Below are 25,101 nucleotides of genomic sequence, written 5' to 3' on the forward strand. Positions count from 1 at the left end.
AGAAATAATGAGCACAAAGGATAAAGTAGAACATATCAAAGCTTCCATCGAAATGGAGCGGTTTGACTTCCAAGGTAATTCCTATGAATTTATCAAGAAGGAACCGGTGGATCTTACGATTACAAATCTCGGTAATAAGACAGTTTTGATTGAAGGTAGTACAAATATATCTCTGCTTCTTTTCTGTAACAGGTGTTTAAAGGAAATTGTTTTCCCGATGGACATACACATTTCCAAGGAGATTGATTTCAATCTTTCTGAGAACGAACGTGCAGAAAATTTGGACGAAACGAATTATATTATTGGATACAATCTGGATGTAGACATATTAATCTATGATGAGATTTTAATTGGCTTTCCTATGAAGTTATTATGTGATGAGGAATGCAAAGGGATTTGCAAGACTTGTGGAATAAACTTAAATCAGGAAACCTGCAACTGTGATAACACAGAATATGATCCCAGAATGTCAGTAATCCGAGATATTTTTAACAATTTTAAGGAGGTGTGACAAATGTCTATCTGTCCTAAGGGCAAACATTCAAAAGCCAGAAGAGATAGCCGCAGAGCTAACTGGAAAATGACTGCACCTAATTTAGTGAAGTGCAGCAAGTGTGGAGAACTTATGGTTCCTCATAGAGTATGTAAGGCATGTGGTTCTTACAATAAGAAGGAAATTATTCCTGCTGAATAATCAAAAAAGACCCGTAACTGTTAGTATAAACAGTTACGGGTTTGTTTTTTGTTGCGTGTAAGTAAAGTGTATGTAATAAATACGACGCACCCTTATTTACTTTTTGCCGTAAGCATATGGGAGAGAATGTGGGTTACATAAAGCTCCAAGTTCTCCTCTTGTAATAGAAAATCCGTATGAATTTCAATAAAGCATAATCTATCCTGATATTCACTTTTAAAAACAGGGGAAATAATATGATCATATAAGGGAGCGAAGACTCCTTGCTTTTTAGTATAGCAATTCGAAGGCTTTGCCTTCTGTCGGTATTCTTTGTCCACATAGAGGGCAAGGCTTTTATGCATTGCAGTATCCTCCATAGGAAGATAATAGTAATCCCTATAATTATCATAGAAGTGCTTTAATTCCCCTTCGTAGATATCTATCGTAATTGAGGCAGTCTTTTGATAAGCAGTAAAATATACATAATCATTACCAAAGCTTATCCGTACGGGTAACGGAGATTGAACTTCAAAACGTATGGTCATTTTATTATTATCAACACCAGCCTGAAGGATCCGAAACGGCTTCTCAAATAAATCTGCATAAGATAGAATAGGGCATATACTGACCAGTCCTTTTAAATCATCCTCATTATGTAATAGCAGTGCTCCCAGCAGCTCATCCGCTTGAGAAGGGCTTTCAGCGTTAGCGGGGGAATTTCTTTTCTTTTTAAGATTTTCAATATGACGTTTACCCAGATAGCTTTGATATATCTCTATCAGGTCACCGCCGCTGAGAGTATCTTTACGGTCGATACCTAATAATTTTTCAATTGATTTTTGTTTAAAATTACCAAGTTTGAATATCTTCTTATAAGGAGATATTTTTTTATATAAATCAATACCTCTAATGTGATCAAAATTATAATCAAGCTGTAGCAGAGAGCATTTTTTCAGAAGATAGGGAATATCAAAACCGGTTCCGTTATAATGTATGATAGCTTCATAATCTTTCATAAATTCAAAGAAAGCGGAGATAATCTTTGCTTCTTCGTTAATATCTTCAGAAAACCACTGTATAATATAAAAGGAGGAAGCTTTATAATAGAGACATCCAATCAGATACAAATACGTGGTATCTGCTGCAAATCCGGTGGTTTCAATATCAAAAAATAAGAGCTTTTCTAATTCGAATTCTAAATTATGCGAGTAATTTAGCTCCAGATCAACAGGAAATTGCCTGGTTATCATCAGCATATCCTCCATTCAATATAATTTTAATTCAATGTTTTCCACTTTTTTCGTTGATAAATACAATTAATCTGTAAGCAAAGGGGTGCATCTATGATTTTTTTCGCTGCATGTGAAATCTTTTATTATATATATTTTATCATAAAACTAAGGAAATACAATGTATTTTAGCCAATGAGTCATAATATAAAGGAAATTACTGGGTTGACATAATATTGATTTAATGTTACTATAAATAAGGTTTAATTAATAACAAATTCAAACAAAAAACTGTATACATAACAATTGGCTTGAAAAATAAAATCATGTTCATTATTATGAAGTAGGTTATCTTAGTATCTGAGAATGATTTTGGTTGTAGTTATATTACGACAAAGATGTAACATTGTCAGTGAAATTTTAGCTGAAAAATACTAGTAGAACTGGGGCTTGTTTAGGATCAAACGGTCATAAACTATACGATTACTTTACAATGAAGTAAACTATAAAGGGTAACTTAAGCACTCTAACTCTATGATATATAGAGGAGGAGTGCTTTTTTTAACATATAAAGGAGGCAAAATATGGAAGTTTTAAAACGAAATGAAAAATGGTATGATTGGAGGTGGCAATTAAAGCATCAAATCACTACGCTTGATAAAGTAGAGGAAGTGTTGGGAACCTGGTTTAGTGAAAACAAAAAGAAAAAGCTGAAAGACACACTGGAGAAATTTCCAATGGCGATAACCCCTTATTATTTGTCCTTGGTAGACGCAGAGGACATCGAAAATGATCCGATTTTCAAACAGGCATTTCCAAATGAAAAAGAACTAATTATTTCAAAGTGTGATATGGTGGATCCGCTTTCCGAAGAGAAGGATAGTCCTGTGGACGGAATCACACATCGATATCCTGATAGGGTATTATTTCACATAAGTAATACCTGTGCTATGTATTGCAGACATTGTACGAGAAAAAGAAAAGTGGGGGATAAGGAGTGTATACCCTCCAGAGACGAGATACAGAAGGGGATAGACTATATTAAACAGACACCTGTAATTAGGGATGTACTTTTGTCAGGAGGAGACCCCTTTCTGCTAAATGATGAATATATCGATTGGATTTTAAGCGAAATTGCAGCAATTCCCCATGTGGAAGTGATTCGTATCGGGACTAGAATTCCTGTGGTTTTACCATTTCGAATTACGGATTCCTTAATTGATGTGCTGGAGAAATATGATAATTTATGGATTAACACTCATTTTAATCATCCAAGTGAAATTACGAAGGATTCGGCGATTGCTTTAAGAAAGCTTGCGAAAGCAGGGATACCTCTTGGGAATCAATCGGTTTTATTATCCGGTGTAAATGATTGCCCAAGAATTATGAAAAAATTAGTTCAAAAATTAGTAAAAAACAGAGTTAGACCATATTATATCTATCAATGTGACTTATCGGAAGGCTTGGAGCATTTTAGAACCTGTATAGGAAAAGGGATAGAAATTATGGAAAGCTTAAGGGGGCATACCAGTGGATTTGCAATACCTACTTTTGTAGTGGACGCTCCCGGCGGAGGCGGTAAAATACCCGTTATGCCTAACTATATTATATCCTGGTCGGCCAATAAAGTGGTTCTAAGAAACTATGAAGGTGTAATTACGACTTACAAGGAGCCGGATAATTATAGACAAACCATGTGTGAACTTGATTGTAATGATTGTAATCTTAATCTGAAACTAGAGGATAAAGATAAGACGAGGGTAATAGGAATTGAAAAGTTGCTGGCTGATTATGATGACACCATTACTTTAAATCCTTCGGATTTACTTCGATAGGAGGCAGGGAATATGGCAGATAGAATAGAACAGTTCGGAAATTCTATCATTCAACACGGTAAGGAAAATGATAGAATCTATTTAATGAAATTAAGTGAGGAAGATATGCCACGGATCCTAGATATCATAGAAACCTTAGCAGATAAATATCAATATGCAAAGATATTTATTAAAGTTCCTTTTAAATATAAAGATGACTTTGAAAAAAATGGATTTGAAATAGAAGGTAGTATTCCGGATTTTTATCATGGAGAAACAGCAGCATACTTCATGTCAAAATATCCGGATGCCAAAAGGAAACAAGAAACAAATCTAACGGAATTGAATAACATCGTAGAGATTGCCAAAAATAAAAGTCGGACCAAGGATGATATGTTAGATAATGGGTATCTCTGTCGAAAAGCAAAGCCTGCAGATACCAAAGCTATGGCAGAGCTTTATAGCAAAGTATTCGCCAGCTATCCCTTTCCCATACAGGATAAAGATTATCTGATTAAGACAATGAATGAGAATGTTGTATATTTCGGTGTTTGGAAAGAGGAGAAACTAATTGCTTTATCTTCCAGTGAGATGGATGTGAAGTCAGGGAATGCGGAAATGACCGACTTTGCTGTAGATCCTGAATTTAGAGGAAGTAACCTATCGATTGTTCTACTAAGCCAAATGGAAAAGGAAATGAAGAAGAGATCAATGGAATTGTTATATACAATAGCCCGTGCAAAATCCTATGGTATGAACATAACATTTGCCAAAATGGGATATTGTTTTGCGGGAAGGTTAAAAAACAATACTAACATATGTGGAAGTATTGAAAGCATGAATTTATGGTATAAGAGGTTGTAAGGCTGACAGGGAATGTACACAGGGGCTGTTTCACAATAAAGTAGGGATATGAGTTATACTCCCAGCTTTTCTATTGTGAAACAGTCCTTTAACTTTTCTTTTGGAAACTGATATGATAGAATATTCCATATGGGTCATTCTTTATAAAGGGGATAAGGATTTGTGATGTGGGGATTAGAAGTATTTGGTAATGAGTTTTATTACATATTCTACATTTTCTTTTTATACAGCTGTTTTGGTTGGATCTATGAATGCTGCCTTGTTTCGTTGCAAAAAAGAAAGTTTGTTAATCGAGGATTTTTAAATGGGCCGATCATTCCAATCTATGGATTTGGCGCGCTTTTTATTTATTTGGCATTTTGGCAATATAGAAACCACGTGCTGCCGGTTTTTGTTGGCAGTATTATTCTTGCAACCTTACTGGAGTATGTGACTTCCCTGATTATGGAGCTTTTATTTCATACGAAGTGGTGGGATTATAGTAACTATCCGTTTAACCTAGGAGGAAGAGTATGTGTTTTTGTATCTGTATTTTGGGGAATCTTATCTCTAACGATGCTACACCTAATTCATCCGGGAGTTAATTTTTTGATTTCAAGTATGCCTAGAAATTGGGGAGAATTATTCGGATATGTTATAATACTTCTGCTTTTGGTCGATATTACTGTTACAATCATTTATACTGTGAAATTTGATCGTCTTCTTGAAAAACTAACGGGTATCCGTCAGGATATCTTGGAATATGTCATAGCAACAAGACTTTATGAAACAAAAGAGGATTGGAAAGATAAACTATCCGGTTTCAAGCTGTCCGGTAAATTCAATGAATTTAAGGCCTCCTTAGAACAACAAAAGAAAATTCGTTTATCAAAACAAAGCATAAAGCATATTAAGGAAACGCCGCCGGAGGTTGAGGCTAAGTTAAAAGAACTGTTTCGACGTTATCAGTCCTTGGCTATGAAAAAAATACATATCCGTCTGTTGAAAGCATTCCCATCTATGCGTGTTGGCCGGAGGGAAGCGGCTTTAAGTGACCTTAGAGAAAAACTTGCATTGAAGGGAGTGCGTAAATTGAGTATGGATATCAAGGATGAAGTTACAGGAAAGATAAAAAGCTATCTTAGTGGGTTTTTACGGGCAGCTATGGTTGGTTTACTGGTTCTGCTGCAATTTGGTTTGATTATATATTTATCCTTCCGTTTAAGAGAATATACGATTTATATCTATTCATTTATACAGGTACTAAGTGTTGTTATTATCATTGGACTGGTAAATGATGACCGAAATTCATCTTATAAGATTAGCTGGATATGTATTATCGCTGCGTTTCCGATTACCGGCCATATTATGTTTATGCTTTGGGGTAATCGCAGAGGACGTAAAATTGAACGCAGAATTTTGAAGAAACTACAGCGAGGAGCAGAGTTTCTAGAATATGACAACAAAGTCATCGAGGAGTTTGCCAGAATATACCCCACCAAAAGCAGGATGACAAGATATTTGGAAGCAAATCATTTTCCGCTTTATAAAAACAATAAGATAGATTATTATCCCATGGGAGAGGATGCTTTTGATGCGATCTTTGAGGAAATTGAAAAAGCAGAGCATTTTATCTTGATCAACTTCTTTATTGTGGGAGAAGGTGTACTATGGCATAGATTGCATGAGCTTTTACTAAAAAAAATTAAGGAGAAGGTTCGTGTACTTTTTCTTTATGACGATTTTGGAGCAATGCTTCGGACACCAACTCATTTTAAAAGAGATCTAGAGAGTGAAGGATTTGAAATTCGAGTATTTAATCCGATTCATCGCTATACTGATAAATTATATATGAATTATCGCTCTCATCAAAAAATCATTGTAATTGACGGTAATGTCGGCTTTACCGGTGGAATGAATCTTGCAGATGAGTATGTAAACTTCGTACCACGATTTGGAGTATGGAAGGACAATGCAGTTAAGGTGGAAGGCGATGCTGTATGGGGACTGACAGTTACTTTCCTTCAGATGTGGGAGGTCTCATCCGGTGGTGAACCGATTGATTATAAACCTTTCAGACCGACCAAGAAATTTGAAGAAAATAATGTGTTTTGTCAGGTGGTTTCGGACGGTCCTGCCAACAATCCAAGAAACCCCATGGAAAATATCTACAAGCAGATCATATATTATGCTAAGAAAGTATTGTACATTACTACACCATATCTTATAATTGAAGATGATATGCGGGATGCTTTAATTACTGCAGCAGCGAGCGGGATCGATGTGAGGATTATCACACCATTTATTCCCGATAAGAAAAATGTAAAATGCCTCACTTATTACCATTATGGGCGCTTACTAGAGGGAGGCGTACGGATCTTTGAATATACCCCGGGTTTTATTCATGCTAAGACAATCATCAGTGAAGATACAGGAATCGTAGGTACCGTCAATATGGATTATCGCAGTTTTCATCTTCATTATGAATGCGGGGTCTGGATGTGTAACCGGGAAGTAATTGATACGATTAAAGCAGACCTTTTAAAAACCATGGAACAGTGCCATGAAGTAACCTATGAGGAATGGAAGAACAGACCATTATTTACAAAGCTTTATCAGATGGTGCTTAACTTATTTAAGACATTAATGTAATAGAGATGATGGAAGGAGACTCTTATGTATACGAATGTATGTAAACACTGCCATAAGATATTTTTATCCAGATTAAAGGCCTATGCCTGCGAGAATTGCAAAGAGATCGACAGTAATCATTTTGATGACATTGAATCTTATTTGAAAGAATACCCTAATAGCAATGCCCTTCAAATATCAGAGGCATTAGGGATTACTGCGTATGAGGTTTTGAATTATGTAAAAGAGGGCAGGCTAAATGTCTCCAGAGGTAAATTCGAACGCCTTCCGGATTAAAATTTTCGAAAGAAATGTAAGCAGATATAGTATAATGGAATAGATGATTAAATTAATAGATAGAAAAAGAGACTGCCGGTTTAGGATGAGAGTTAAAATCAGCTTATGGGAATAAGTGTAAGGGATAAATCGGTAATAACCATATGAAAAGAAAATAGAACACATTAGATACATGATTGTTCTTTTGTATGTAGGTCGTATTTATACCAAGATAAATATAAGATGAAGTTGTTCATGTTTAGGAACAGATGAGAGAGCAGGTGTCAGAATGATTGGTTATTTAAAAGGGGAATTGGCTGAGGTAAAGGAAAGCTATGTTGTTATGGAAGTTGGAAACATCGGATACGAGATTTATCTACCAACCTCATCTATCATGGAGTTACCTTCCAAGGGAAGTACATTTAAATTATATACATATCTTCATGTCAGAGAGGATGCCATCAGTTTATTTGGCTTCTTAACCAAGGATGATTTGGAGATGTTTAAGCTTCTGATTACTGTGAATGGAATTGGGCCTAAAGGTGCTTTGGGTATCTTATCCGCAATATCCGCTGATGAAATCCGATTTGCAGTTCTGGCTGAGGATTCGAAAGCGATAGCAAAAGCCCCGGGAATTGGCAATAAAACCGCCGGTAAATTAATACTGGAACTAAAGGATAAGTTCAAGTTGGAAACAGCTTTTGAGCAAAAACTAATCAATCAGGCTGAGAAAAAGGATGTCTCTGGATTATATAATAAAAGGGAAGAAGCGATTCAAGCACTTACAGTACTTGGTTATTCTGCCACCGATGCATTAAAAATTGTGAATCAGATAGATATTACTGAGGAGATGACTTCAGAGGAAATCTTGAAACTGTGCTTAAAGAAGGTGTAAACACATTATAAAAATATAAGAAAGACAGGCAATTGATTTATAGATTAAGAAGATATTATTTTTACAACAAGGCTGATTAAGTATGTCGTATAATTCTAACGAGTAAATCAGGGAACATTAGATAATGGAGAATAATATGTCAAAGCGAATGATAACAACCGAATTAATAGATGAGGATAAGAGACTGGAAAGTACCCTGCGGCCGCAGATGCTAACGGATTATATTGGTCAAAGTAAAGTAAAGGATAATCTTAAGGTATATATTGAAGCAGCGAAGCAGAGGAAAGAATCTTTGGATCATGTACTATTCTTTGGTCCTCCGGGCCTGGGAAAGACGACCCTAGCCGGAATTATAGCCAATGAAATGGGTGTCAATATGAAGGTTACTTCAGGTCCTGCGATTGAAAAGCCGGGTGAGATGGCTGCAATATTGAATAATCTGCAAGAAGGCGATGTTTTATTCGTAGATGAAATCCATAGATTAAACCGACAGGTGGAAGAACTTTTATATCCGGCTATGGAGGATTATGTCATTGATATAGTAATTGGCAAAGGTGCATCAGCAAAATCCATCCGCATTGATCTTCCCAAATTCACTCTGGTGGGAGCAACCACGAGGGCCGGAATGCTGACACCACCTCTAAGGGATCGTTTTGGAGTAGTGAACCGTATGGATTTTTATACTGTTGAAGAACTGAAACAGATAATAATGAGATCAGCACAAGTGATCCAAGTAGAGATAGATGAGGAGGGTGCCATAGAGCTGGCCCGCCGCTCAAGAGGAACACCCCGACTGGCAAACCGTTTGTTAAAAAGAGTAAGGGATTTTGCACAGGTGAAATATGACGGAAGAATTACGAAAGAAGTTGCTGGTTTTGCCTTAGATTTATTGGAAGTTGATAAACTCGGACTGGATCATATCGATAGAGAGATACTGGTTACCATGATAGAGAAATTCAGTGGGGGTCCGGTAGGGATCGAAGCAGTTGCGACTACCATCGGTGAGGATGTAGGTACGATTGAAGAGGTATATGAGCCTTATTTGGTACAGAACGGTCTAATCCTTCGTACGCCCAGGGGAAGGGTAGCATCGGAATTAGCATATCGTCATATCGGATTATAACTTCGTGTGAGATAATTCTCATCTTGAAGGAAGATAAATCTCACAAAGCAGGATACGAAATCTGGACGATAAAATACAAGAACAAAAAAAGCAATATGCGCATAAGTATAGCTATGTAGAATAAATAATTCATTGGTTGAAACTGTTAAAATTATTACAAAGACTGCTTGTATAACACTGAAACTTAAGTTATAATGTTTGCAGAGCTGTGCTTATTGATTTCAAAGAAAATGGGGGCTAATAAGGAGTATGAATAAGTTTAACGATATTGAGGTTATCATTAATAACAAAAGATATACGTTAAGTGGCTATGAAAGCGAGGAATATCTACAGAAGGTCGCTTCCTATATCAACAGTAAGCATAATGAGTTTAAGAACAAGGACGCCTATAAATTTTTGGATTCTGATCTACGGAATATATTAGTCCAGATTAATATTGCTGATGATTACTTTAAAAACAAAGATAAAATAAAAGAAATCGAAGCAGAGAATGAGCAAAAAAGCAATGAAATATTTGATTTAAAGCATGAATTGATTTCAACGCAGACCAAGCTAAGTTCTGCTCAGGCAGAAATCGAAGAGCTAAAGAGGGAGATTAACGAAGCCCAGAAAAAGATCATTCGGCTGGAAACTGGGTTAAACGATTCGAGAAGATAGATGCATATAGCAGAGGATAGAAGATATCCCCTGTTTACATTAGGAAAGGCTGTCCACTATCAGTTGTTCATACCGGGTTAGAATTGCCCGCTATGTTCCTGTGATTGGGCAGCCTTGTTAAGTTAAATAAAAAACATAGGGATAATAAACGAATGGAATACACCTACGTATAAAAACTATGAAAACAGACAATTCCGAATTAATAGTTATGCTAATTGGCAGATAAATAATTTTGGTTGTTGATTACGAATATAACCCTGAATATTGGCTATATAGATCATGAAGATCGCAGTTATGGATAGCAATATTCAAGGTATGACATATGAAAGGTTTGGAAAAACAAATGGATAGACAGATAGAGATCTTAGCTCCGGCAGGCTCCTATGAAAGCATGAGAGCGGCTATGAATGCGGGTTGTGATGCGGTATATATCGGTGGTAACAGCTTCGGAGCCAGAGCATATGCCAATAATTTAGAGGAAGAAGCACTTCTTCGTGCCATAGATGAAACTCATATCAGGGATAAGAAATTATATCTGACCGTAAATACTCTAATAAAGGAGCAGGAGCGGATAGAGAAGTTGTATAATTATCTGATAAGATTTTATCTGCAGGGACTGGACGCCGTTATCGTGCAGGATGTTGGAGTAATGCACTTTATCCATCATAATTTTCCAAAGCTTCCGATACACGCCAGTACACAGACGACTCTAACGATGGCCCAGGGGGCTAATCTGTTAAAAGAAACAGGAGTTACCCGATTGGTAACAGCAAGGGAGCTTTCTTTAAAAGAAATCAGGTTAATAAGGGATAATACGGATATGGAGATTGAAACCTTTGTTCACGGAGCATTGTGTTATTGCTATTCCGGTCAATGCTTGATGAGTAGTATCATTGGGGGTAGAAGCGGCAATAGGGGAAGGTGTGCCCAGCCCTGTCGTATGCCTTATCGGTTTCACTCTGGAGATAGAATGATCTCTTCCAGGAAAGAACCGTATCTTCTTAGTCCTAAGGATATTAATACGGTCGCTCTGATACCGGAACTAGTGGAGGCGGGAATTGATTCCTTTAAGATAGAAGGCAGGATGAAACGGCCGGAATATGCAGCAGGGGTAACTGCAGTTTATAGAAAATATCTGGATTATTATCTCACATACGGTAATGATAAATTTAATAATCTAATTCACAGCAGAGAATATGAAACAGATATGAAAGAACTTATGGATCTCTATAACCGCGGTGGCTTCTCCCAGGGATATGGGAAAGAGTACCATGGGAAGAAGATGATGTCCATGACCCGTCCAAATCATAGCGGTGTTTATGTAGGGGAAATAACCGGAACACAAGGGAAGCAGGTTGTGATAAACCTAAAAGAAGCCATCAATGCTCAGGACATTCTAGAGATTAGAAATACAGAGGAAGAAGCAGTTTATGAATTTACCGTCAAGGACCCTCATGAAAAAGAGGGGAAATTGATTACCAACGTAGGAATGAAGCATTCTAAAATACGCATTGGAGATAGGGTTTACCGAACAAAGAATAATAACTTGCTTACCCGAATTACTGCCGACTATATAGAAAAAGATACAAAACTGGGTATTCAGGGAATACTTAGAGCAAGGCTAGGGAAAGAGCTTGCCCTTACCTTAACCTATAAGGATATTACCATCACAGCTTATCATGAAATTGTACAAGCTGCCATAAAACAACCGATGACGAAGGAAAAGTTATCAGCGCCATTGGAAAAGCTGGGTGATACTCTATACAGACTGGATGAATTAGAAATTGAAGCTGATGAGAATATCTTCATTCCGGTTGCATGGTTGAATGAAATTCGCCGTAATGGGGTACAGAGCTTACAGGATGCTATCACAGGAGGCCACAGAAGAAACCTGCCTAGTCAACTAAAGAAGGATAAGGCTATAAAAGGGTATAACCTATCTAATGAATATGATATGAAAGACAGTCTTTCAAACACAAACAATATTACTAAGAATAATCAGACTGCGAAAGAGAATGGGGATAAGACTTTCGGCATCTGTGTCTGCGTTCAAAGAATGGATCAGTTTCAGACGGTAATAACCTATCCTGAGGTTGATGAAGTTCATGGTGATTATGATACCTTATCAAATCATGAAATCATTACAATGGCTAGAACTACAATTAACGCAGGTAAGAAGTTTTATCTGGTATTACCCCATATCTGCAGGGCTTTGGTATATGAAAAGCTTAAAAAGGATATAGTTTCTTTTATAGAAGAAAATGACAAGATAGATTTTATCGTGAAAAACTTTGAAGAAATTTCATTGTTGCAAACTCTTATGAAGGAATACAAGATAAATACCGATATCAAATTAAATTACAATCTTTATATCTTCAATAAAGATGCGAAGGAGTTCTATTGGGATAAGGGACTCTATCAATATACTGCACCGGTGGAATTAAATTATATGGAATTAATGAATCTGGGAGTGAGAGATTGTGATCTTTTAGTTTACGGATATTTACCGCTTATGATTTCAGCTCAATGTCTATATGAAAGCACTAAGGGTTGTGAAAAATGTAAGGCAGGACAACGGGTAGAGGATTATCTGGTGGATCGGCTTGATAAGAAATTCTATGTTCAGACCCATTGTTTGGGATGTTACAATACCATTTACAACGGTCAATGTTTATCCCTGCTTAAGCAGTCAGAGGAAATATACAACCTAAAACCTAGGAACCTTCGATTAGATTTTACCTTTGAGAGCATAGAAGAAGTACAATCGGTATTAAAGACATTTATCGATGTGTATTATCATGGAAGTAAAACATATCCGGACCTATCCGATTATACCACAGGTCACTTTAAACGAGGTGTGGAATAGTTGTAGGTTAAGAATTGGCAGGTGAGAGCATGCATCTAGTGGTAGAATTAATTCAATATCTGATGGTACTTCTGATAGGGGTTTATAGTTTTTACAGCTTTAGTGTAGTACGTTTTCGAAATAAGAGAATGCAGGATAAGTCCTATCGAAAGCTATCTGCTTCGATCTACTTATTGCACTTTATCGGATATTTTACCCTGTATTTTCAGACGATGAATGATAAGCTGTTATTTCTATATGCTGGAGAAGTGTTATTGATTATACTGGTTAATACATTCTATCAGACTTTTTATCCGAAACGATCTAAGCTTTTAGTAAGTAATATGCTTATGCTTCTGACGATAGGATTTATTATTCTTGCCAGATTATCCTATGACAAGGCGGTAAAACAGGTGTTGATTGTGGCAGTATCCTTCTTGGTATGCCTCATTGTCCCGGTTACGATTAAACGAATTACGTTTTTAAAACGTTTTGGATGGATCTATGGAATTCTGGGTATTGCAATCCTTTTCGTAGTATTGTTTGCAGGAACAACGAACTATGGAGCTACGAACTGGCTTACGATTGGAGGCTTTAGTTTTCAGCCCTCGGAGATCGTTAAGCTTATATTTGTATTCAGTATTGCAGCCATGCTTCAAGAAAGGATTAATTTAAAAAAGATATGCATTGTTACAGTAATAGCAGGAGTTCATGTGCTTATATTGGTAATTCAGAAGGATTTAGGCGGCGCCCTTATCTTCTTTGTTACCTTTGTATTTATGCTATATACAGCCACATCAAGGCCCTTATATCTGTTTTCGGGTCTTGCCGGTGGAAGTGTAGCAGCATTCATAGCCTATAAGCTGTTCTATCATGTCAGGGTAAGGGTTATGGCTTGGCAAAACCCTATGAGATATATAGAGAAGGAAGGTTATCAGATCTCTCAGTCCTTATTTGCCATAGGAACCGGAGGATGGTTTGGCATGGGACTTAACCGTGGGTTACCAACCAGTATACCTGTGGTGGAAAGCGATTTTGTTTTCTCGGCTATTGCAGAGGAGTTTGGAGCTTTATTTGCTCTGTGTATGATATTGATTTATATTAATTGCTTTATAATGCTCATAAATATTGCCTTAACGATGGAAGATGCGTTTTATCGTCTGATTTCTCTTGGGTTCTCTGTTATGTTTGGGTTTCAGGTGATTTTGTCTATTGGTGGCGTGATTAAATTTATACCTTCTACCGGAGTAACCCTACCTTTTATCAGTTCAGGGGGAAGCTCGGTGTTTGCAACTATTGTAATGTTTATGATACTTCAGGGCATTTATCTTAAGGTAAAATCCGATAAAGAGGAGCCGATAGAAGAGGGCGTACAAAAGGATCAGTAACTTCATCGCCTATGTGTAAGAGAAAGGCAGAAAGGCATGGGTATGTTTTTGAGTAATAACAGGGATTATAATCCGAAAAAATCAATCATGAAGGTATTATATATTTTTCTTGGACTATTTGTACTTACGATGGGTTATTTTATGTATTTTCTGATTTTTCGTAGTAATGAAGTAATTAATAGTACTTATAACAAACGACACGATGTATTAGCCGAGAGAGTAATCAGAGGCATGATTATATCGGCGGATCAGGAAATCCTTGCACATACGATAATCGATGAACAGGACAGGGAAATAAGAAGATATCCCTTTGAGGATCTTTTTGCCCATGTGGTAGGAAAGATGCAAAAAGGAATGTCAGGGCTGGAGGAGACAGAGAATATTCGGCTTATGACTTCAAACCGCAATTCCTTTGAGAATTTATATAACGAAATGGTGGGTCAGAAAAATCCCGGTAATAACATCTATATTACAATGGATACGAAGCTGCAACAGGTAGCCTATGATGCCCTTGGGGATCATAGGGGTGCGGTAGTCGTTATGGAGCCTGGTACAGGTAAAATTCTTACTATGGTCTCCAAGCCATCTTTTGATCCCAATGAGATTGATGTGCTTTGGCCGGAGATCATGGAAGACGTCGAGGAAGAATCACCTTTGATGAATCGGGCTACTCAGGGGCTTTATCCCCCAGGCTCTACTTTTAAGCTTTTAACTGCATTGGCTTTTATGAGGGATAATCCGGATTATATTACTTATGAATATGATTGTAACGGCAGCGTTGAATATGAGAATATGAAAATTCATTGTTATAAGGGCAAAGCCCATGGTGAGGTGGATTTAATAAAATCCTTCGCAAAATCCTGTAACACCTCCTTTGCAACCATTGGAAAGGATTTAAGTACCGATAGCCTATATTCTCTCAGTGAAACTTTTCTATTCAATCAGTATTTACCCATACGTATGGCAAACAGTCCCAGCAGCTTTGTATTAAAGACCGGCAGTTATAGCGTAAAAGAAGCGATGCAGACTGCAATCGGACAGGGTAGAACCTTAGTTACCCCCATTCACAATGTAATGATTGCGGCAGCAGTAGCCAACGGTGGAGTCATGATGAAGCCTTATGTGGTCGATCGAATTGTAAGTGCTGACGGATATACGGTGAAAGAATACGAACCGGAAGTATATGCAAATCCGATGACCAAGGAGGAAGCGGAATATCTGGGAGAAATGATGCAAAGTGTAGTGACTGTTGGTACGGCAGACGAGCTAAAGGATGGGAAAGTTACGGTGGCCGGCAAAACCGGTTCGGCAGATCAGGCAGGAAAACCGGCCCATGCATGGTTCATTGGATATGCACCGGCGGATAAGCCACAGATAGCTTTTAGCATTCTTGTGGAAAGTGTAGGAACCGGTGGTGATTATGCAGTACCTATCGCAAGACAAATTATAGATGCATATTTTAATTAGTGAGAAAGAAATGTTCTAAAACTGTTTTTGGTTTATAAATGTGTACATTTTAGATAATCGCATAATTTATGAAAGCCGAATATTGATTAGAAAAGCATGTCCTAAGGAAAAGAAAATGTTATTGCTTTGTCATATATTGATAAAAATAAGTTGAAAACTTATGCATATTGATGTATACTCTAGTGTAGATAAGACGGCACACCAAAAAACAGGAGGCATTGCGATGGTAGAAGCAACGAGCTGTGGTGGTGTAGTTATTTTCAGAGGGAAGATTTTATTACTGTATAAAAACTATAAGAACAAATATGAAGGGTGGGTGCTACCTAAAGGAACAGTGGAAGAAGGAGAGGAATATAAGGAAACGGCGATCCGAGAAGTGAAAGAGGAAGCAGGGACGAACGCTTCCATTATAAAATATATCGGGAAAAGCCAATATTCTTTCAGCACACCGCAAAATACAGTATTAAAGGATGTTCATTGGTATTTAATGATGTCTGATAGCTATTACAGTAAACCACAACGGGAAGAATATTTTATGGACTCCGGTTACTACAAGTTTCATGAAGCTTATCATATGCTTAAGTTTGCCAATGAGAAGCAGATACTAGAGAGAGCATACAATGAATACATTGACTTAAAGAAAAGTAACCTATGGGGAAGTAAAAAGTATTTTTAACAAAACGCATTGAAAGCAGGAACGAATCCAGGAAGGAGAGTTCCTGTTTTTTGTTGTGTGTTTTGTTAATAGCTCACTTAGAGAAAATATATTTGTGCTCTTAAAAATTATTTTTAATTTCATGTTTGAGTATGTAATAAAATGTACAGAATTATGATAGATTCATGAATTGTTGAAATTGAATCGCATAGTGGAATGGTGAAAGGAGAAAGTGTAATGGCGCATCATAGGGAAGAGGTAAAAGATGAATATGACTTTAGTGATGAAGACATGATGGGAATGTCCAATGATGAATACTCGGATGTTCTTGAAGCAGAAGATATTGACTATTATAATGATTTTTCGGACTATGATGAATAGGTTATGAGAATGATCTCCAGTGGGAAACTGCCGGAGATTTTTTCATAAAGGCAGAGAAACAGGTTCAAATTTAGTGCAGTGTATAAAGATAACTGCTAATACATAAGTAGCAACGAGTAGAAAAAAGTATATATTCAAAAAACAATGTGATATAATGGAAAAAACAAGCATACACGATGAAAGCGCATCTTGTACCCACGAGAAATTTTATTCTATTGATAAGCAAGTTTATAAAATACTCATTAACCAAAGCTAGGTTCAAAATTAATCGCTTTTTTAAAGGAGAGGTTTATGAAAATAAAACTGTGGTTGAAATACTTATGTTATATTGTTTTAATATTTGCCATCCTTTTTGTGGAAGCAAATATTACTAGAAAGCTATCTTATGTAATGAGTAGGACGTGGGACGGTAAATATGGTTTATATATTGTATTAGTTAGGATGGCTTTTAATGTTTTACTAGGATTGTTGCTAGGTATAGAAACTTTACTTAAGGAAGTAAAAAGAGAGGGAAAATGGAATATTAATTTACCTAAACTAATATTAATGGGAATACCTTTATTCTATTTTTCATTCTCATATTTATTTGGTTATATTAACATTCCGTTTGTACAAAACGTGATTGCTTATCCGGCATTTAAGCTAGTTCTTTTTGAAAACAATCTGATAACGATTTTACAACTAATACTCGGTTATGTAATTATCACGAGTTTATATAAAGAGGAAAAAAGGAAGGTATATGATGTTTAAATCAAGTGATTTAATGAGGGAGAATGCATGTCTTTTAAAATAAAAAGTAAATACATATTTATCTTAGTGATCTGTGGGTTAATTATTATTAATCTATTTCAGTATGCAGAAAATAAAAGTTATGAAAAGTACTTATCTCAAAAAGTAAAAGTTTCCGTTTCTAACATAGCAAGTAAAATATTGGAGAATAATTTTATTCTGAAAAACGCCATAAATGAAAGAAAAATCACAAATATTAAACTTAATATTCTAGGTAATAACTTTTACAATATTGCTTTAGAACACAATAAGCTATATGAGATATATAAAATGAAATCAAAGAAGAGTATCAAAGATTCATCTACCTTTATGATAGCCGATGATTGTTCCATGTTTATCAGCATGAAGATGCTCGGGAACTATGGTAATGAGTATATAATAATTCGAGATGAAGAGACAGTAGAACTTAATGATAAAACGGTTGAAATCTTAAAGATAATGCAGGAGGTAGTTAGTAATTGGTCTGAGATTGTTAAGGATAATGTGAAAGGTGCGACACCGGATGGAATGCAAGGGAGCTACTGGGATGATTACCATAATGGGATTAATGATAAATATTGGAGCAATATTCTCTGTGACCTAAATGACTATAACAAAGGGCTTGATTGGGATTATAAGAAACTTCAAATAGAAGATTAACTAGGGGTTAAGTATTTTCATCAATTTTTGTGTAATGCTCTGTTGTATTTATATGTCCCGGTATTATCCATGTGGGCTTTATATGTATTAATATTAACTGTTAATAATAGTATTGTTTTCACTATGAAATAAAGATGTTTTTATTTTGTCCTTTGAGTGTAATCTTAAGTATAGTAAATCTCTACCTATATTTTAGATTGAAGTAATGATATGGTATTATATGTCAGATGCGCAACTGAATAATCGAAATATAAAGGAGAAATTTATTATGAAGAAAGATAATAAAATTAAATCAATGCTTTCAAGTACACTCTGTATGACACCGAAGGGCATGAATGCAGATGAATTGAGTCCGGAGGAATTTGCAACTTGTTATGAATTATTTTTTGACAAAATATTCGAGATTAGTGCATCAGATATTACCGGAATAGAAGGATATGGCGAGTTTGATGATGAGTGTAAAACGAGGTATGTCTCCTGTAGAGATTTTCTTACCGGTACATTTGCAGAGGAAGAAGACGGGTATTGGTATCACTGGAGCGAAATGTTTGAAACCACTTTATTAGATCGTGATTTCTTTGAGAAATATTACAAGAAGATGGTAGATAAAATCAGTTATTGTGAAGAACAGCGCTTTTTAGTTAATAACAATACATTCTTTTGTAATATGAAAAGACAACTACTGCGCAAGAATTACAACAAAGAGAAACGAACTATATTGTGATGGATGCTGACATGTTTGGTATTATGGGAGATGACTATGGAACAAGAGCAGAGCAAGTATTACATTTCTCAAAGAATATAATGCAAGGCGGTAAACCACTATTGTGGACTATGGCCGGTGCTCTGGAAAAGTTAAGAGATACATATAACAAAAGATTTTTAAGTTATATATATTTCTTGGCATTAACCTGTAGTGAAGAAGAATTGCTCTTTCGCATGAAACATGGACGGGGTATTCATGATGAGAATTGGCTGCAAGCTTCGGTTGGTCATAATAATTACCTGAGGGAACATGATTCTATTGATGGGGTTAATTATGATAAGTATGATATTTCAGGAAAGAATGTACACGATGTAGCTACCTATGTAGATACTTGGATTAATTCAAAATTATGAAGGTTATGCGAGTAATGATTTACATAATATTTTGTTGATGAGTACATAGTGAAGTGCCAGGGGTAAAAACGTAGTAAAGTAAATTAAGGAACATTAAGAAACGCCTTTAAGGTGTATTCCCGTACTTCGATTCGCAAATACCTCATTATAAATGGTATTTGCGAATTGAGATTCGGGAATGCAGTAGTTAGGCAATAGAATAAACTAATTTAATTAACTGTTGACAGCTATTTATAAGGGGAAGATATTATGATATATGAGTTAAATGAGTTGGAATTTTATAGAATTAAGCCAATGCTTATAGGAAGCACGGTAAATCTTGAAATTAAAGCAGTCGCTAATAAATTTAATCCGGGATGGATTTTTGTAGATAATTACGAGAATCCTAAATCAGCGCTAGTGTGGTCTAAGGGAATAGAAGGTTTTTATTTTCTTGGACAAGAGACTAACATAGAATTTACTGAGTGTATTGATAAATACATTACTGAAGTAATAATAAATCGTGCAAAAAAAGTAGGGTTGGATAGATTTGAATTTAGTGGGACTGGTGTAGAATGGGATCAAACTTTAGAGAAAATATTTAGTAATAAAGAGTTATATAAATCTAAGCAGTTCGTCTATAAATATAATAATACTGAAAAAACGCTTATAAGGAAAAAGGATTTGCCAGATGGTATAGAAGTAAAAAAAGTCGATAAAGAGTTATTAAATAGTAATGTTACAAATATAGACTTTGTAAAGTCGGCAATTCTAGAATGGTGGAATAATGTCGAGGATTATATTAATAAAGGAATAGGTTTTTGCACTATATTTGATAACAATATTGTAAGTAGTTGTATATCAAGCTTTGTCACTGAAGAATCAATGGAATCTCATATAGTAACAGTAGAAAAATATAGAAAAAGAGGATTTGCTAAAATAGCAGTAGAAGAGTTTTTAAGGTATTGTATAAAATATAACTATGAGCCATATTGGGATTGTATGGAAAGTAATGCAGGTTCAAGAGCTTTGGCTGAAAGCTTAGGGTACTATAAAGATTATGAATACAAGCTATATAGCTTTAAAATATAGGCCGGCTTCCGTTTATTCCATCGCCTAACAGAGTGTTCCCAACATCCATAAGCATCTTGGGTCAAGCTTCGTGAGAGCTGACGGACGTCGTGAACACTCGGAACGATAGGCAGACATCGCTCGCTGCGCTCACTCTGTCCGCCTATCGCGCCACGTTATATGAAATACCGGACTTACTAATTCAACTATGACATACTGTTATCATAGTTAAGATGATAAAATAGAATAAAGTTACATAATTGGAGGGATATATTATGACTAAAAATGAAGTTGCTTTATCTGAATTGCCACACAACGGTAGGATTGGAAGGTTTGTGAAAATACTTGAAAAGGAAAGAGATAAGGATACTGTTTTAAAAGTTCTTGAGAATGCTATTCACTATAATTCATTGAATAAAGAGCAAAAATCAGCCTTGTTATGGCTTGAAATTTTGAATTTAGATGATATTTCTTCATTTGAAGAATTATTAGCATGCAAAAGAAAACCATTAAAAAAACAGTTAAATGAATGAAACCGTCGTAGGTTCAAAACTTCATATAACAGCGAATATGTAGTTCCTCTTCGTTTCACCCAAATTAGCCTTCGGCCAGTTTCGCATATTCGCGAAACGTTAACTGACATAGCATTATTCGGAATCGAATGGGGATTTAGGAGGGTATAATGAAGCTTAGTTATATAGACAATGGTAAAGAATTTGATTGGGGTAAAACATCGAAAGATTATGCAACTTATCGTGATATTTATTCAGAGCTTTTTTATGAGAAGCTACATTGTTTAGGAATAGGTAGAAAAGGTCAGCGCATATTAGATTTGGGAACGGGTACAGGAGTACTGCCACGTAACATGTATAAGTATGGAGCGGAATATGTAGGCACAGACATTTCAGCGAATCAGATAGAAGAGGCAATGCGTTTGTCAAAAGAGTTAGATTTGAGCATTAGTTGGAAAGTCTGCCCTGCAGAGAATACTGGATTAAGTGATAATAGTTTTGATGCAATAACAGCTATACAGTGTTGGTGGTATTTTGACACTTCAAGGATAATTCCAGAAGTTATAAGACTTTTAAAGCCTCAAGGAAGATTAGCAATTATAACAGTAAATTGGCTTCCGGAGGAAGATGAAATTGCAAAGAGAACTGAAGAATTAGTTTTGAAATATAACCCCGCATGGAAGGGTGCTAATTATCAGCGAGAAAAATTATCAGTACCAAAGTGGTTAGATAATCAGTTTAGTGTGACAACCCTACATACATATGATGACTATCTGACGTTTAGTAGAGAAAAATGGGCTGGAAGAATAAGAGCATGTAGAGGTATTGGAGCATCATTAAATAAAGAAACTGTGAACCAATTTAATGAGGAACATATGAATCTTCTGTTGAAAATTGCACCATCAGAATTTGAGATTTTACATCAAGTAATTATACAGATATTGAGAGTAGAGGGGTAAGAATATGGCTAGTGGAAGGGTGTCATTATGATTAAGAAGATAGAGCCTTATAAGGATATTGCACTGATTTATGAACAGGTAAGACCAAGCTATCCTGCACAACTAATTCAAGATATCATTGCAGCAACAAATATAGGATTAAATAGCAGACTTTTGGAAATTGGAGCAGGAACCGGAAAAGCAACAGTTCAATTAGCGGAAAAAGGGTTTAAGATACACGCTATTGAAGTGGGAAAAGACATGGGTGAGATATTAGTAGATAAATGTGTTATATATCCTAATGTTTCGGTTGAAATATCATCATTTGAAGAATGGACTCCAAAGCATAATGATAAATATGATATGATTTTCTGTGCTCAAGCATTTCATTGGCTTGATGCTACTATAAAATATAAAAAGTGCCACGATCTATTAAAAGAGAACGGTTACTTAATATTATTTTGGTATAATGCGAGTGCAGATATGACAAAAGAGACAGAAAAGATAAATCAAAAGGTTAATGAGATAGTTCGAAAATATGTTGATAGACATCCAGAAACAAGGAATAAGCCAGAAAGAAATACTCATTCTGGAGTGTTTGAGAATGATGAGAGGAAATCTGAAATAGAAACTTCAGGGTTATTTGAAATTCTAGATATACTTAATTACAAAGATGAAACAAAGAATAATGCAGAACAATTTATTAAAGCACAGAAATCAGTTCCGGCATTTGCTTCACTTCTTGATGAATTAGATGATAAAACTATTCAAGACATAGAAGAGGAAATAAAGAGTGAAATTAACAATAATGGAGGATATGTTGGAACATTATTTAACTATTCGCTTTACATAACAAAAAGGATTGCTAATAATATTAATTAAGGTGCCAACGTCCGTGAAAGAGGAACTCATGAACAAAAAATACGAATTTGAATCAGATAGATTAGGCTTTAGGCTTTGGTGTGATGAAGATAAAGTGCCATTTGCTAGAATGAATGCAGATAGCAAAGTAATGCAATATTTTCCTAACATACAGAACAAAGAAGAGTCAGACAAATTTATTGAAAGAATTATGGATCATTTTAAAGAACATGGGTATGGTTTGTGGGCTGTAGAGATAAAAGAAACTCAGGAATTTATTGGGTTCATAGGTTTTTATACAGCTACATTTGAGTCAGAATTTACTCCATGTGTTGAGATTGGCTGGAGACTAGATCATAGATTTTGGAACAAGGGATATGCAACTGAAGGGGCAATTAATTGCTTAGATTATGGATTTAGTATTTTGGGACTGAATGATATATACTCATTTACATCAAGAATTAACAGGCCATCGATTAATGTTATGAAAAAAATAGGATTAATCGAGCAAAGTACATTTCTGCATCCTAATATTAGTAAAGATAGTCCATTAAGGCCGCATGTATTATATAAAATTGATAAAAATACATATGTTAAGAATGCGAAGGATTAAGTTGTTGGGCTATTACTGTTAGCCACTCTCGAGAGAGAGGGGTATCGCTTAAGTTATTAATAAAAATATGAAAAGGAGATGCATCTATGGGATGGCCAACACATATAGTTGCAGCAGCCGGTTATGTGTTTGATAATAAAGGAAATATACTTATAGTAAAAACACATCATAGGGGATGGGATTCTACCGGAGGACAAATTGAAGAAGGGGAAAACATTGAAGAAGGTGTATTACGTGAAATTTTAGAAGAAAGTGGTGTTAAGGCCCAGATAAAATGCTTGTGCGGTATTTATTCAAACGTAGGGAAACATCTTTTTTATGATGGAGTAACGTCTGTTCCAACAAAAGTTATGATGGATTTTATATGTGAATATATAGATGGTGACTTAACCTGTTCGAATGAAACAAGTGAAGTTATTTGGGTTCCCAAAGAAGATGCTTTAAGTTATATCACATCGCCTGCACAAATATATAGATTTAAGAATGCCTTAGATTTTAATGGTAAAGTGGTCTATAGTTCCTATATTTCAAAACCTGAATTTAAAGTGCTATCTCAAAGATACATATAATCCATATTACATTGTTTTTATATGAATTTTGATCCCAGCGATTGTAGCTATGAAAGGAGCTGTTTAGTATTGAAACTATTTGAAAAAGAAGTACAAGAAGTCCTAAGTATAATTGATGAGTGGGAACAGAGGTTAATGAAATTAGATGAATTAGCGATAACCCAAAAGCAGAATAGGCAAAATAGAACAGTAAAGCAAATCGTAGGTCATATGGTAGACTCTGCGACTAATAATACGCATAGAATTATTCACCTACAATATCAAGAAAGCCCATGTCATTATCCGGATTATGCAAACTTAGGTAATAATGATAGATGGATTGCTATACAGAATTATAACAAAGAAGAGTGGTATAATTTGGTGCAACTATGGAAGTATAGTAATATACATCTCGTTCATGTAATCAATAATATCAAATCAGAATGTTTAGAGAATATATGGATTAGTGCCTTGGATACAAAGATATCATTAAAGGATATGATAATTGATTATCCTAGACATTTAAAATTACATATTTCTGAAATAAGCGAATTGATTGAAAAATAGCATAGGACTACATCCACAGAAAAACCATGCGTATGTCTATTTTAGTATTAAATACAGAATTAAATATAATTTCGTGCTTATATTAATAAATCGCCACAGTAACGATTATTAAGGAGAAGATTATGAATATAAATAAGAAAATTTTATTGCTTATATCGGTTGTAATACTGTTGATGGCTTATTTATTATTAAATAATACGCTGGGAAATAGGGAAGTTGGTAAAAGCTTAAAATTAAAAACATCTAATATAATTAAGGTGTGGGATGGTAGGATCGGTGAAACGTTCACCATAGATAAGGAGGATTACATTACCAGAATCAGAGCTGTAGTAGATGATATGAGATATCTTGAGGTAATAACTTCGTCGGAAGAAAAGGTTGGTAGTAGCTACCAGATTACATTTGAAGATGAAAATGGAACTGTTTTAACCAAAATTAGCTTTGAATGGCCGGAGAATTCTGTTGTAATAAATTCTAAGACTTATAAACTGGTAGATGATAAAAAATATCTATTATATGCATATATTGCAGATGCATTATACCTGGCCAAATATGATGAAACAGTAGAATAAAAGCCTATATGAT

Annotated in this window: 27 protein-coding genes; 26 read left to right on the forward strand and 1 reads right to left on the reverse strand. The window is 35.4% G+C overall.

From position 1 onward, the window contains the following. Positions 1–7: 7 nt before the first annotated feature. Together I5677_RS02265 and rpmF are read left to right on the forward strand one after the other, a co-directional pair. Positions 8–511: a YceD family protein gene (locus I5677_RS02265; RefSeq protein ID WP_243456471.1), complete on the forward strand. Its 504-nt coding sequence runs from the start codon at positions 8–10 to the stop codon at positions 509–511. A gap of 3 nt (positions 512–514) precedes the next feature. Continuing rightward, the gene (rpmF, locus tag I5677_RS02270; protein WP_197659954.1) at positions 515–694 is read left to right on the forward strand and encodes a 50S ribosomal protein L32; all 180 of its coding nucleotides are present in this window, start codon (positions 515–517) and stop codon (positions 692–694) included. 92 nt (positions 695–786) lie between these two features. Here the strand turns inward: rpmF and I5677_RS02275 are convergent, their stop codons facing one another. Continuing rightward, entirely contained in the window at positions 787–1,926 is a 1,140-nt protein-coding gene (locus tag I5677_RS02275; protein WP_197659955.1) for a ribonuclease H-like domain-containing protein, read from the reverse strand. Between the two features lie 563 nt (positions 1,927–2,489). Between I5677_RS02275 and kamA the strand changes: the two genes are divergently transcribed. The 24 genes from kamA (at position 2,490) to I5677_RS02395 (ending at position 25,088) form a co-directional block, all read left to right on the forward strand. Then, positions 2,490–3,740: a lysine 2,3-aminomutase gene (gene kamA, locus I5677_RS02280; protein WP_197659956.1), complete on the forward strand. Its 1,251-nt coding sequence runs from the start codon at positions 2,490–2,492 to the stop codon at positions 3,738–3,740. Positions 3,741–3,752: 12 nt separating this feature from the next. Next, on the forward strand, positions 3,753–4,583 hold the full coding sequence (gene ablB / locus I5677_RS02285) for a putative beta-lysine N-acetyltransferase (RefSeq protein WP_197659957.1): 831 nt from the start codon (positions 3,753–3,755) through the stop codon (positions 4,581–4,583). Positions 4,584–4,748: 165 nt separating this feature from the next. Beyond that, positions 4,749–7,214 (forward strand): cardiolipin synthase, encoded by a 2,466-nt coding sequence (cls, locus tag I5677_RS02290; protein ID WP_243456483.1) that lies wholly within the window; start codon positions 4,749–4,751, stop codon positions 7,212–7,214. A gap of 24 nt (positions 7,215–7,238) precedes the next feature. Then, positions 7,239–7,490: a hypothetical protein gene (locus I5677_RS02295; RefSeq protein WP_197659959.1), complete on the forward strand. Its 252-nt coding sequence runs from the start codon at positions 7,239–7,241 to the stop codon at positions 7,488–7,490. A gap of 268 nt (positions 7,491–7,758) precedes the next feature. Then, positions 7,759–8,364, forward strand: a complete 606-nt coding sequence (ruvA, locus tag I5677_RS02300; protein WP_197659960.1) for a Holliday junction branch migration protein RuvA — start codon at positions 7,759–7,761, stop codon at positions 8,362–8,364. A gap of 136 nt (positions 8,365–8,500) precedes the next feature. Continuing rightward, entirely contained in the window at positions 8,501–9,487 is a 987-nt protein-coding gene (gene ruvB, locus I5677_RS02305; RefSeq protein WP_197659961.1) for a Holliday junction branch migration DNA helicase RuvB, read from the forward strand. A 249-nt stretch (positions 9,488–9,736) separates the two neighbouring features. After that, positions 9,737–10,144, forward strand: a complete 408-nt coding sequence (zapA, locus tag I5677_RS02310) for a cell division protein ZapA (RefSeq protein ID WP_197659962.1) — start codon at positions 9,737–9,739, stop codon at positions 10,142–10,144. 343 nt (positions 10,145–10,487) lie between these two features. Next, on the forward strand, positions 10,488–13,010 hold the full coding sequence (locus I5677_RS02315) for a U32 family peptidase (protein WP_197659963.1): 2,523 nt from the start codon (positions 10,488–10,490) through the stop codon (positions 13,008–13,010). A 29-nt stretch (positions 13,011–13,039) separates the two neighbouring features. After that, positions 13,040–14,377 carry an FtsW/RodA/SpoVE family cell cycle protein gene (locus tag I5677_RS02320; RefSeq protein WP_197659964.1) on the forward strand — a complete coding sequence of 446 codons (1,338 nt, stop codon included), beginning with the start codon at positions 13,040–13,042 and terminating at the stop codon, positions 14,375–14,377. Between the two features lie 36 nt (positions 14,378–14,413). Beyond that, positions 14,414–15,844, forward strand: a complete 1,431-nt coding sequence (locus I5677_RS02325; RefSeq protein ID WP_197659965.1) for a peptidoglycan D,D-transpeptidase FtsI family protein — start codon at positions 14,414–14,416, stop codon at positions 15,842–15,844. Between the two features lie 223 nt (positions 15,845–16,067). Further along, positions 16,068–16,520 (forward strand): NUDIX hydrolase, encoded by a 453-nt coding sequence (locus I5677_RS02330; RefSeq protein WP_197659966.1) that lies wholly within the window; start codon positions 16,068–16,070, stop codon positions 16,518–16,520. A gap of 216 nt (positions 16,521–16,736) precedes the next feature. Then, complete coding sequence (locus tag I5677_RS02335) at positions 16,737–16,880, forward strand: hypothetical protein (RefSeq protein ID WP_197659967.1); 144 nt, start codon at positions 16,737–16,739, stop codon at positions 16,878–16,880. Positions 16,881–17,171: 291 nt separating this feature from the next. Further along, complete coding sequence (locus tag I5677_RS02340; RefSeq protein ID WP_197659968.1) at positions 17,172–17,630, forward strand: hypothetical protein; 459 nt, start codon at positions 17,172–17,174, stop codon at positions 17,628–17,630. Positions 17,631–17,657: 27 nt separating this feature from the next. Next, on the forward strand, positions 17,658–18,308 hold the full coding sequence (locus tag I5677_RS02345) for a hypothetical protein (RefSeq protein WP_197659969.1): 651 nt from the start codon (positions 17,658–17,660) through the stop codon (positions 18,306–18,308). Between the two features lie 268 nt (positions 18,309–18,576). Beyond that, entirely contained in the window at positions 18,577–19,032 is a 456-nt protein-coding gene (locus I5677_RS02350) for a hypothetical protein (protein ID WP_197659970.1), read from the forward strand. Continuing rightward, positions 19,032–19,427, forward strand: coding sequence for a hypothetical protein (locus I5677_RS02355; protein WP_197659971.1), 396 nt, complete (start codon positions 19,032–19,034; stop codon positions 19,425–19,427). Before I5677_RS02350 ends, I5677_RS02355 begins: the two co-directional genes overlap by 1 nt. A 249-nt stretch (positions 19,428–19,676) precedes the next feature. Continuing rightward, entirely contained in the window at positions 19,677–20,498 is an 822-nt protein-coding gene (locus I5677_RS02360; protein ID WP_197659972.1) for a GNAT family N-acetyltransferase, read from the forward strand. A 254-nt stretch (positions 20,499–20,752) separates the two neighbouring features. Then, positions 20,753–21,010 (forward strand): hypothetical protein, encoded by a 258-nt coding sequence (locus I5677_RS02365; protein WP_197659973.1) that lies wholly within the window; start codon positions 20,753–20,755, stop codon positions 21,008–21,010. A 149-nt stretch (positions 21,011–21,159) separates the two neighbouring features. Further along, positions 21,160–21,948 (forward strand): class I SAM-dependent methyltransferase, encoded by a 789-nt coding sequence (locus I5677_RS02370; RefSeq protein ID WP_197659974.1) that lies wholly within the window; start codon positions 21,160–21,162, stop codon positions 21,946–21,948. Between the two features lie 27 nt (positions 21,949–21,975). Next, complete coding sequence (locus I5677_RS02375) at positions 21,976–22,809, forward strand: class I SAM-dependent methyltransferase (RefSeq protein ID WP_197659975.1); 834 nt, start codon at positions 21,976–21,978, stop codon at positions 22,807–22,809. Between the two features lie 13 nt (positions 22,810–22,822). Then, on the forward strand, positions 22,823–23,401 hold the full coding sequence (locus I5677_RS02380; RefSeq protein ID WP_330617788.1) for a GNAT family N-acetyltransferase: 579 nt from the start codon (positions 22,823–22,825) through the stop codon (positions 23,399–23,401). 86 nt (positions 23,402–23,487) lie between these two features. After that, entirely contained in the window at positions 23,488–23,970 is a 483-nt protein-coding gene (locus I5677_RS02385; protein WP_197659976.1) for an NUDIX hydrolase, read from the forward strand. A 69-nt stretch (positions 23,971–24,039) separates the two neighbouring features. Further along, positions 24,040–24,516 carry a hypothetical protein gene (locus I5677_RS02390; protein ID WP_197659977.1) on the forward strand — a complete coding sequence of 159 codons (477 nt, stop codon included), beginning with the start codon at positions 24,040–24,042 and terminating at the stop codon, positions 24,514–24,516. A gap of 122 nt (positions 24,517–24,638) precedes the next feature. Continuing rightward, the gene (locus I5677_RS02395) at positions 24,639–25,088 is read left to right on the forward strand and encodes a hypothetical protein (RefSeq protein ID WP_197659978.1); all 450 of its coding nucleotides are present in this window, start codon (positions 24,639–24,641) and stop codon (positions 25,086–25,088) included. Positions 25,089–25,101 lie beyond the last annotated feature (13 nt).

Origin of the sequence: Mobilitalea sibirica, assembly GCF_015999265.1 — a bacterium.
GTDB lineage: Bacteria > Bacillota > Clostridia > Lachnospirales > Lachnospiraceae > Mobilitalea > Mobilitalea sibirica.

Excerpts from the sequence above, each read along its gene's own strand:
- I5677_RS02265 (WP_243456471.1), top strand. The coding sequence starts at position 8 with ATGAGCACAAAGGATAAAGTAGAACATATCAAAGCTTCCATCGAAATG.
- rpmF (WP_197659954.1), top strand. The coding sequence starts at position 515 with ATGTCTATCTGTCCTAAGGGCAAACATTCAAAAGCCAGAAGAGATAGC.
- I5677_RS02275 (WP_197659955.1), bottom strand. The coding sequence starts at position 1,926 with ATGATAACCAGGCAATTTCCTGTTGATCTGGAGCTAAATTACTCGCAT.
- kamA (WP_197659956.1), top strand. The coding sequence starts at position 2,490 with ATGGAAGTTTTAAAACGAAATGAAAAATGGTATGATTGGAGGTGGCAA.
- ablB (WP_197659957.1), top strand. The coding sequence starts at position 3,753 with ATGGCAGATAGAATAGAACAGTTCGGAAATTCTATCATTCAACACGGT.
- cls (WP_243456483.1), top strand. The coding sequence starts at position 4,749 with ATGTGGGGATTAGAAGTATTTGGTAATGAGTTTTATTACATATTCTAC.
- I5677_RS02295 (WP_197659959.1), top strand. The coding sequence starts at position 7,239 with ATGTATACGAATGTATGTAAACACTGCCATAAGATATTTTTATCCAGA.
- ruvA (WP_197659960.1), top strand. The coding sequence starts at position 7,759 with ATGATTGGTTATTTAAAAGGGGAATTGGCTGAGGTAAAGGAAAGCTAT.
- ruvB (WP_197659961.1), top strand. The coding sequence starts at position 8,501 with ATGTCAAAGCGAATGATAACAACCGAATTAATAGATGAGGATAAGAGA.
- zapA (WP_197659962.1), top strand. The coding sequence starts at position 9,737 with ATGAATAAGTTTAACGATATTGAGGTTATCATTAATAACAAAAGATAT.
- I5677_RS02315 (WP_197659963.1), top strand. The coding sequence starts at position 10,488 with ATGGATAGACAGATAGAGATCTTAGCTCCGGCAGGCTCCTATGAAAGC.
- I5677_RS02320 (WP_197659964.1), top strand. The coding sequence starts at position 13,040 with ATGCATCTAGTGGTAGAATTAATTCAATATCTGATGGTACTTCTGATA.
- I5677_RS02325 (WP_197659965.1), top strand. The coding sequence starts at position 14,414 with ATGGGTATGTTTTTGAGTAATAACAGGGATTATAATCCGAAAAAATCA.
- I5677_RS02330 (WP_197659966.1), top strand. The coding sequence starts at position 16,068 with ATGGTAGAAGCAACGAGCTGTGGTGGTGTAGTTATTTTCAGAGGGAAG.
- I5677_RS02335 (WP_197659967.1), top strand. The coding sequence starts at position 16,737 with ATGGCGCATCATAGGGAAGAGGTAAAAGATGAATATGACTTTAGTGAT.
- I5677_RS02340 (WP_197659968.1), top strand. The coding sequence starts at position 17,172 with ATGAAAATAAAACTGTGGTTGAAATACTTATGTTATATTGTTTTAATA.
- I5677_RS02345 (WP_197659969.1), top strand. The coding sequence starts at position 17,658 with ATGTCTTTTAAAATAAAAAGTAAATACATATTTATCTTAGTGATCTGT.
- I5677_RS02350 (WP_197659970.1), top strand. The coding sequence starts at position 18,577 with ATGAAGAAAGATAATAAAATTAAATCAATGCTTTCAAGTACACTCTGT.
- I5677_RS02355 (WP_197659971.1), top strand. The coding sequence starts at position 19,032 with ATGGATGCTGACATGTTTGGTATTATGGGAGATGACTATGGAACAAGA.
- I5677_RS02360 (WP_197659972.1), top strand. The coding sequence starts at position 19,677 with ATGATATATGAGTTAAATGAGTTGGAATTTTATAGAATTAAGCCAATG.
- I5677_RS02365 (WP_197659973.1), top strand. The coding sequence starts at position 20,753 with ATGACTAAAAATGAAGTTGCTTTATCTGAATTGCCACACAACGGTAGG.
- I5677_RS02370 (WP_197659974.1), top strand. The coding sequence starts at position 21,160 with ATGAAGCTTAGTTATATAGACAATGGTAAAGAATTTGATTGGGGTAAA.
- I5677_RS02375 (WP_197659975.1), top strand. The coding sequence starts at position 21,976 with ATGATTAAGAAGATAGAGCCTTATAAGGATATTGCACTGATTTATGAA.
- I5677_RS02385 (WP_197659976.1), top strand. The coding sequence starts at position 23,488 with ATGGGATGGCCAACACATATAGTTGCAGCAGCCGGTTATGTGTTTGAT.
- I5677_RS02395 (WP_197659978.1), top strand. The coding sequence starts at position 24,639 with ATGAATATAAATAAGAAAATTTTATTGCTTATATCGGTTGTAATACTG.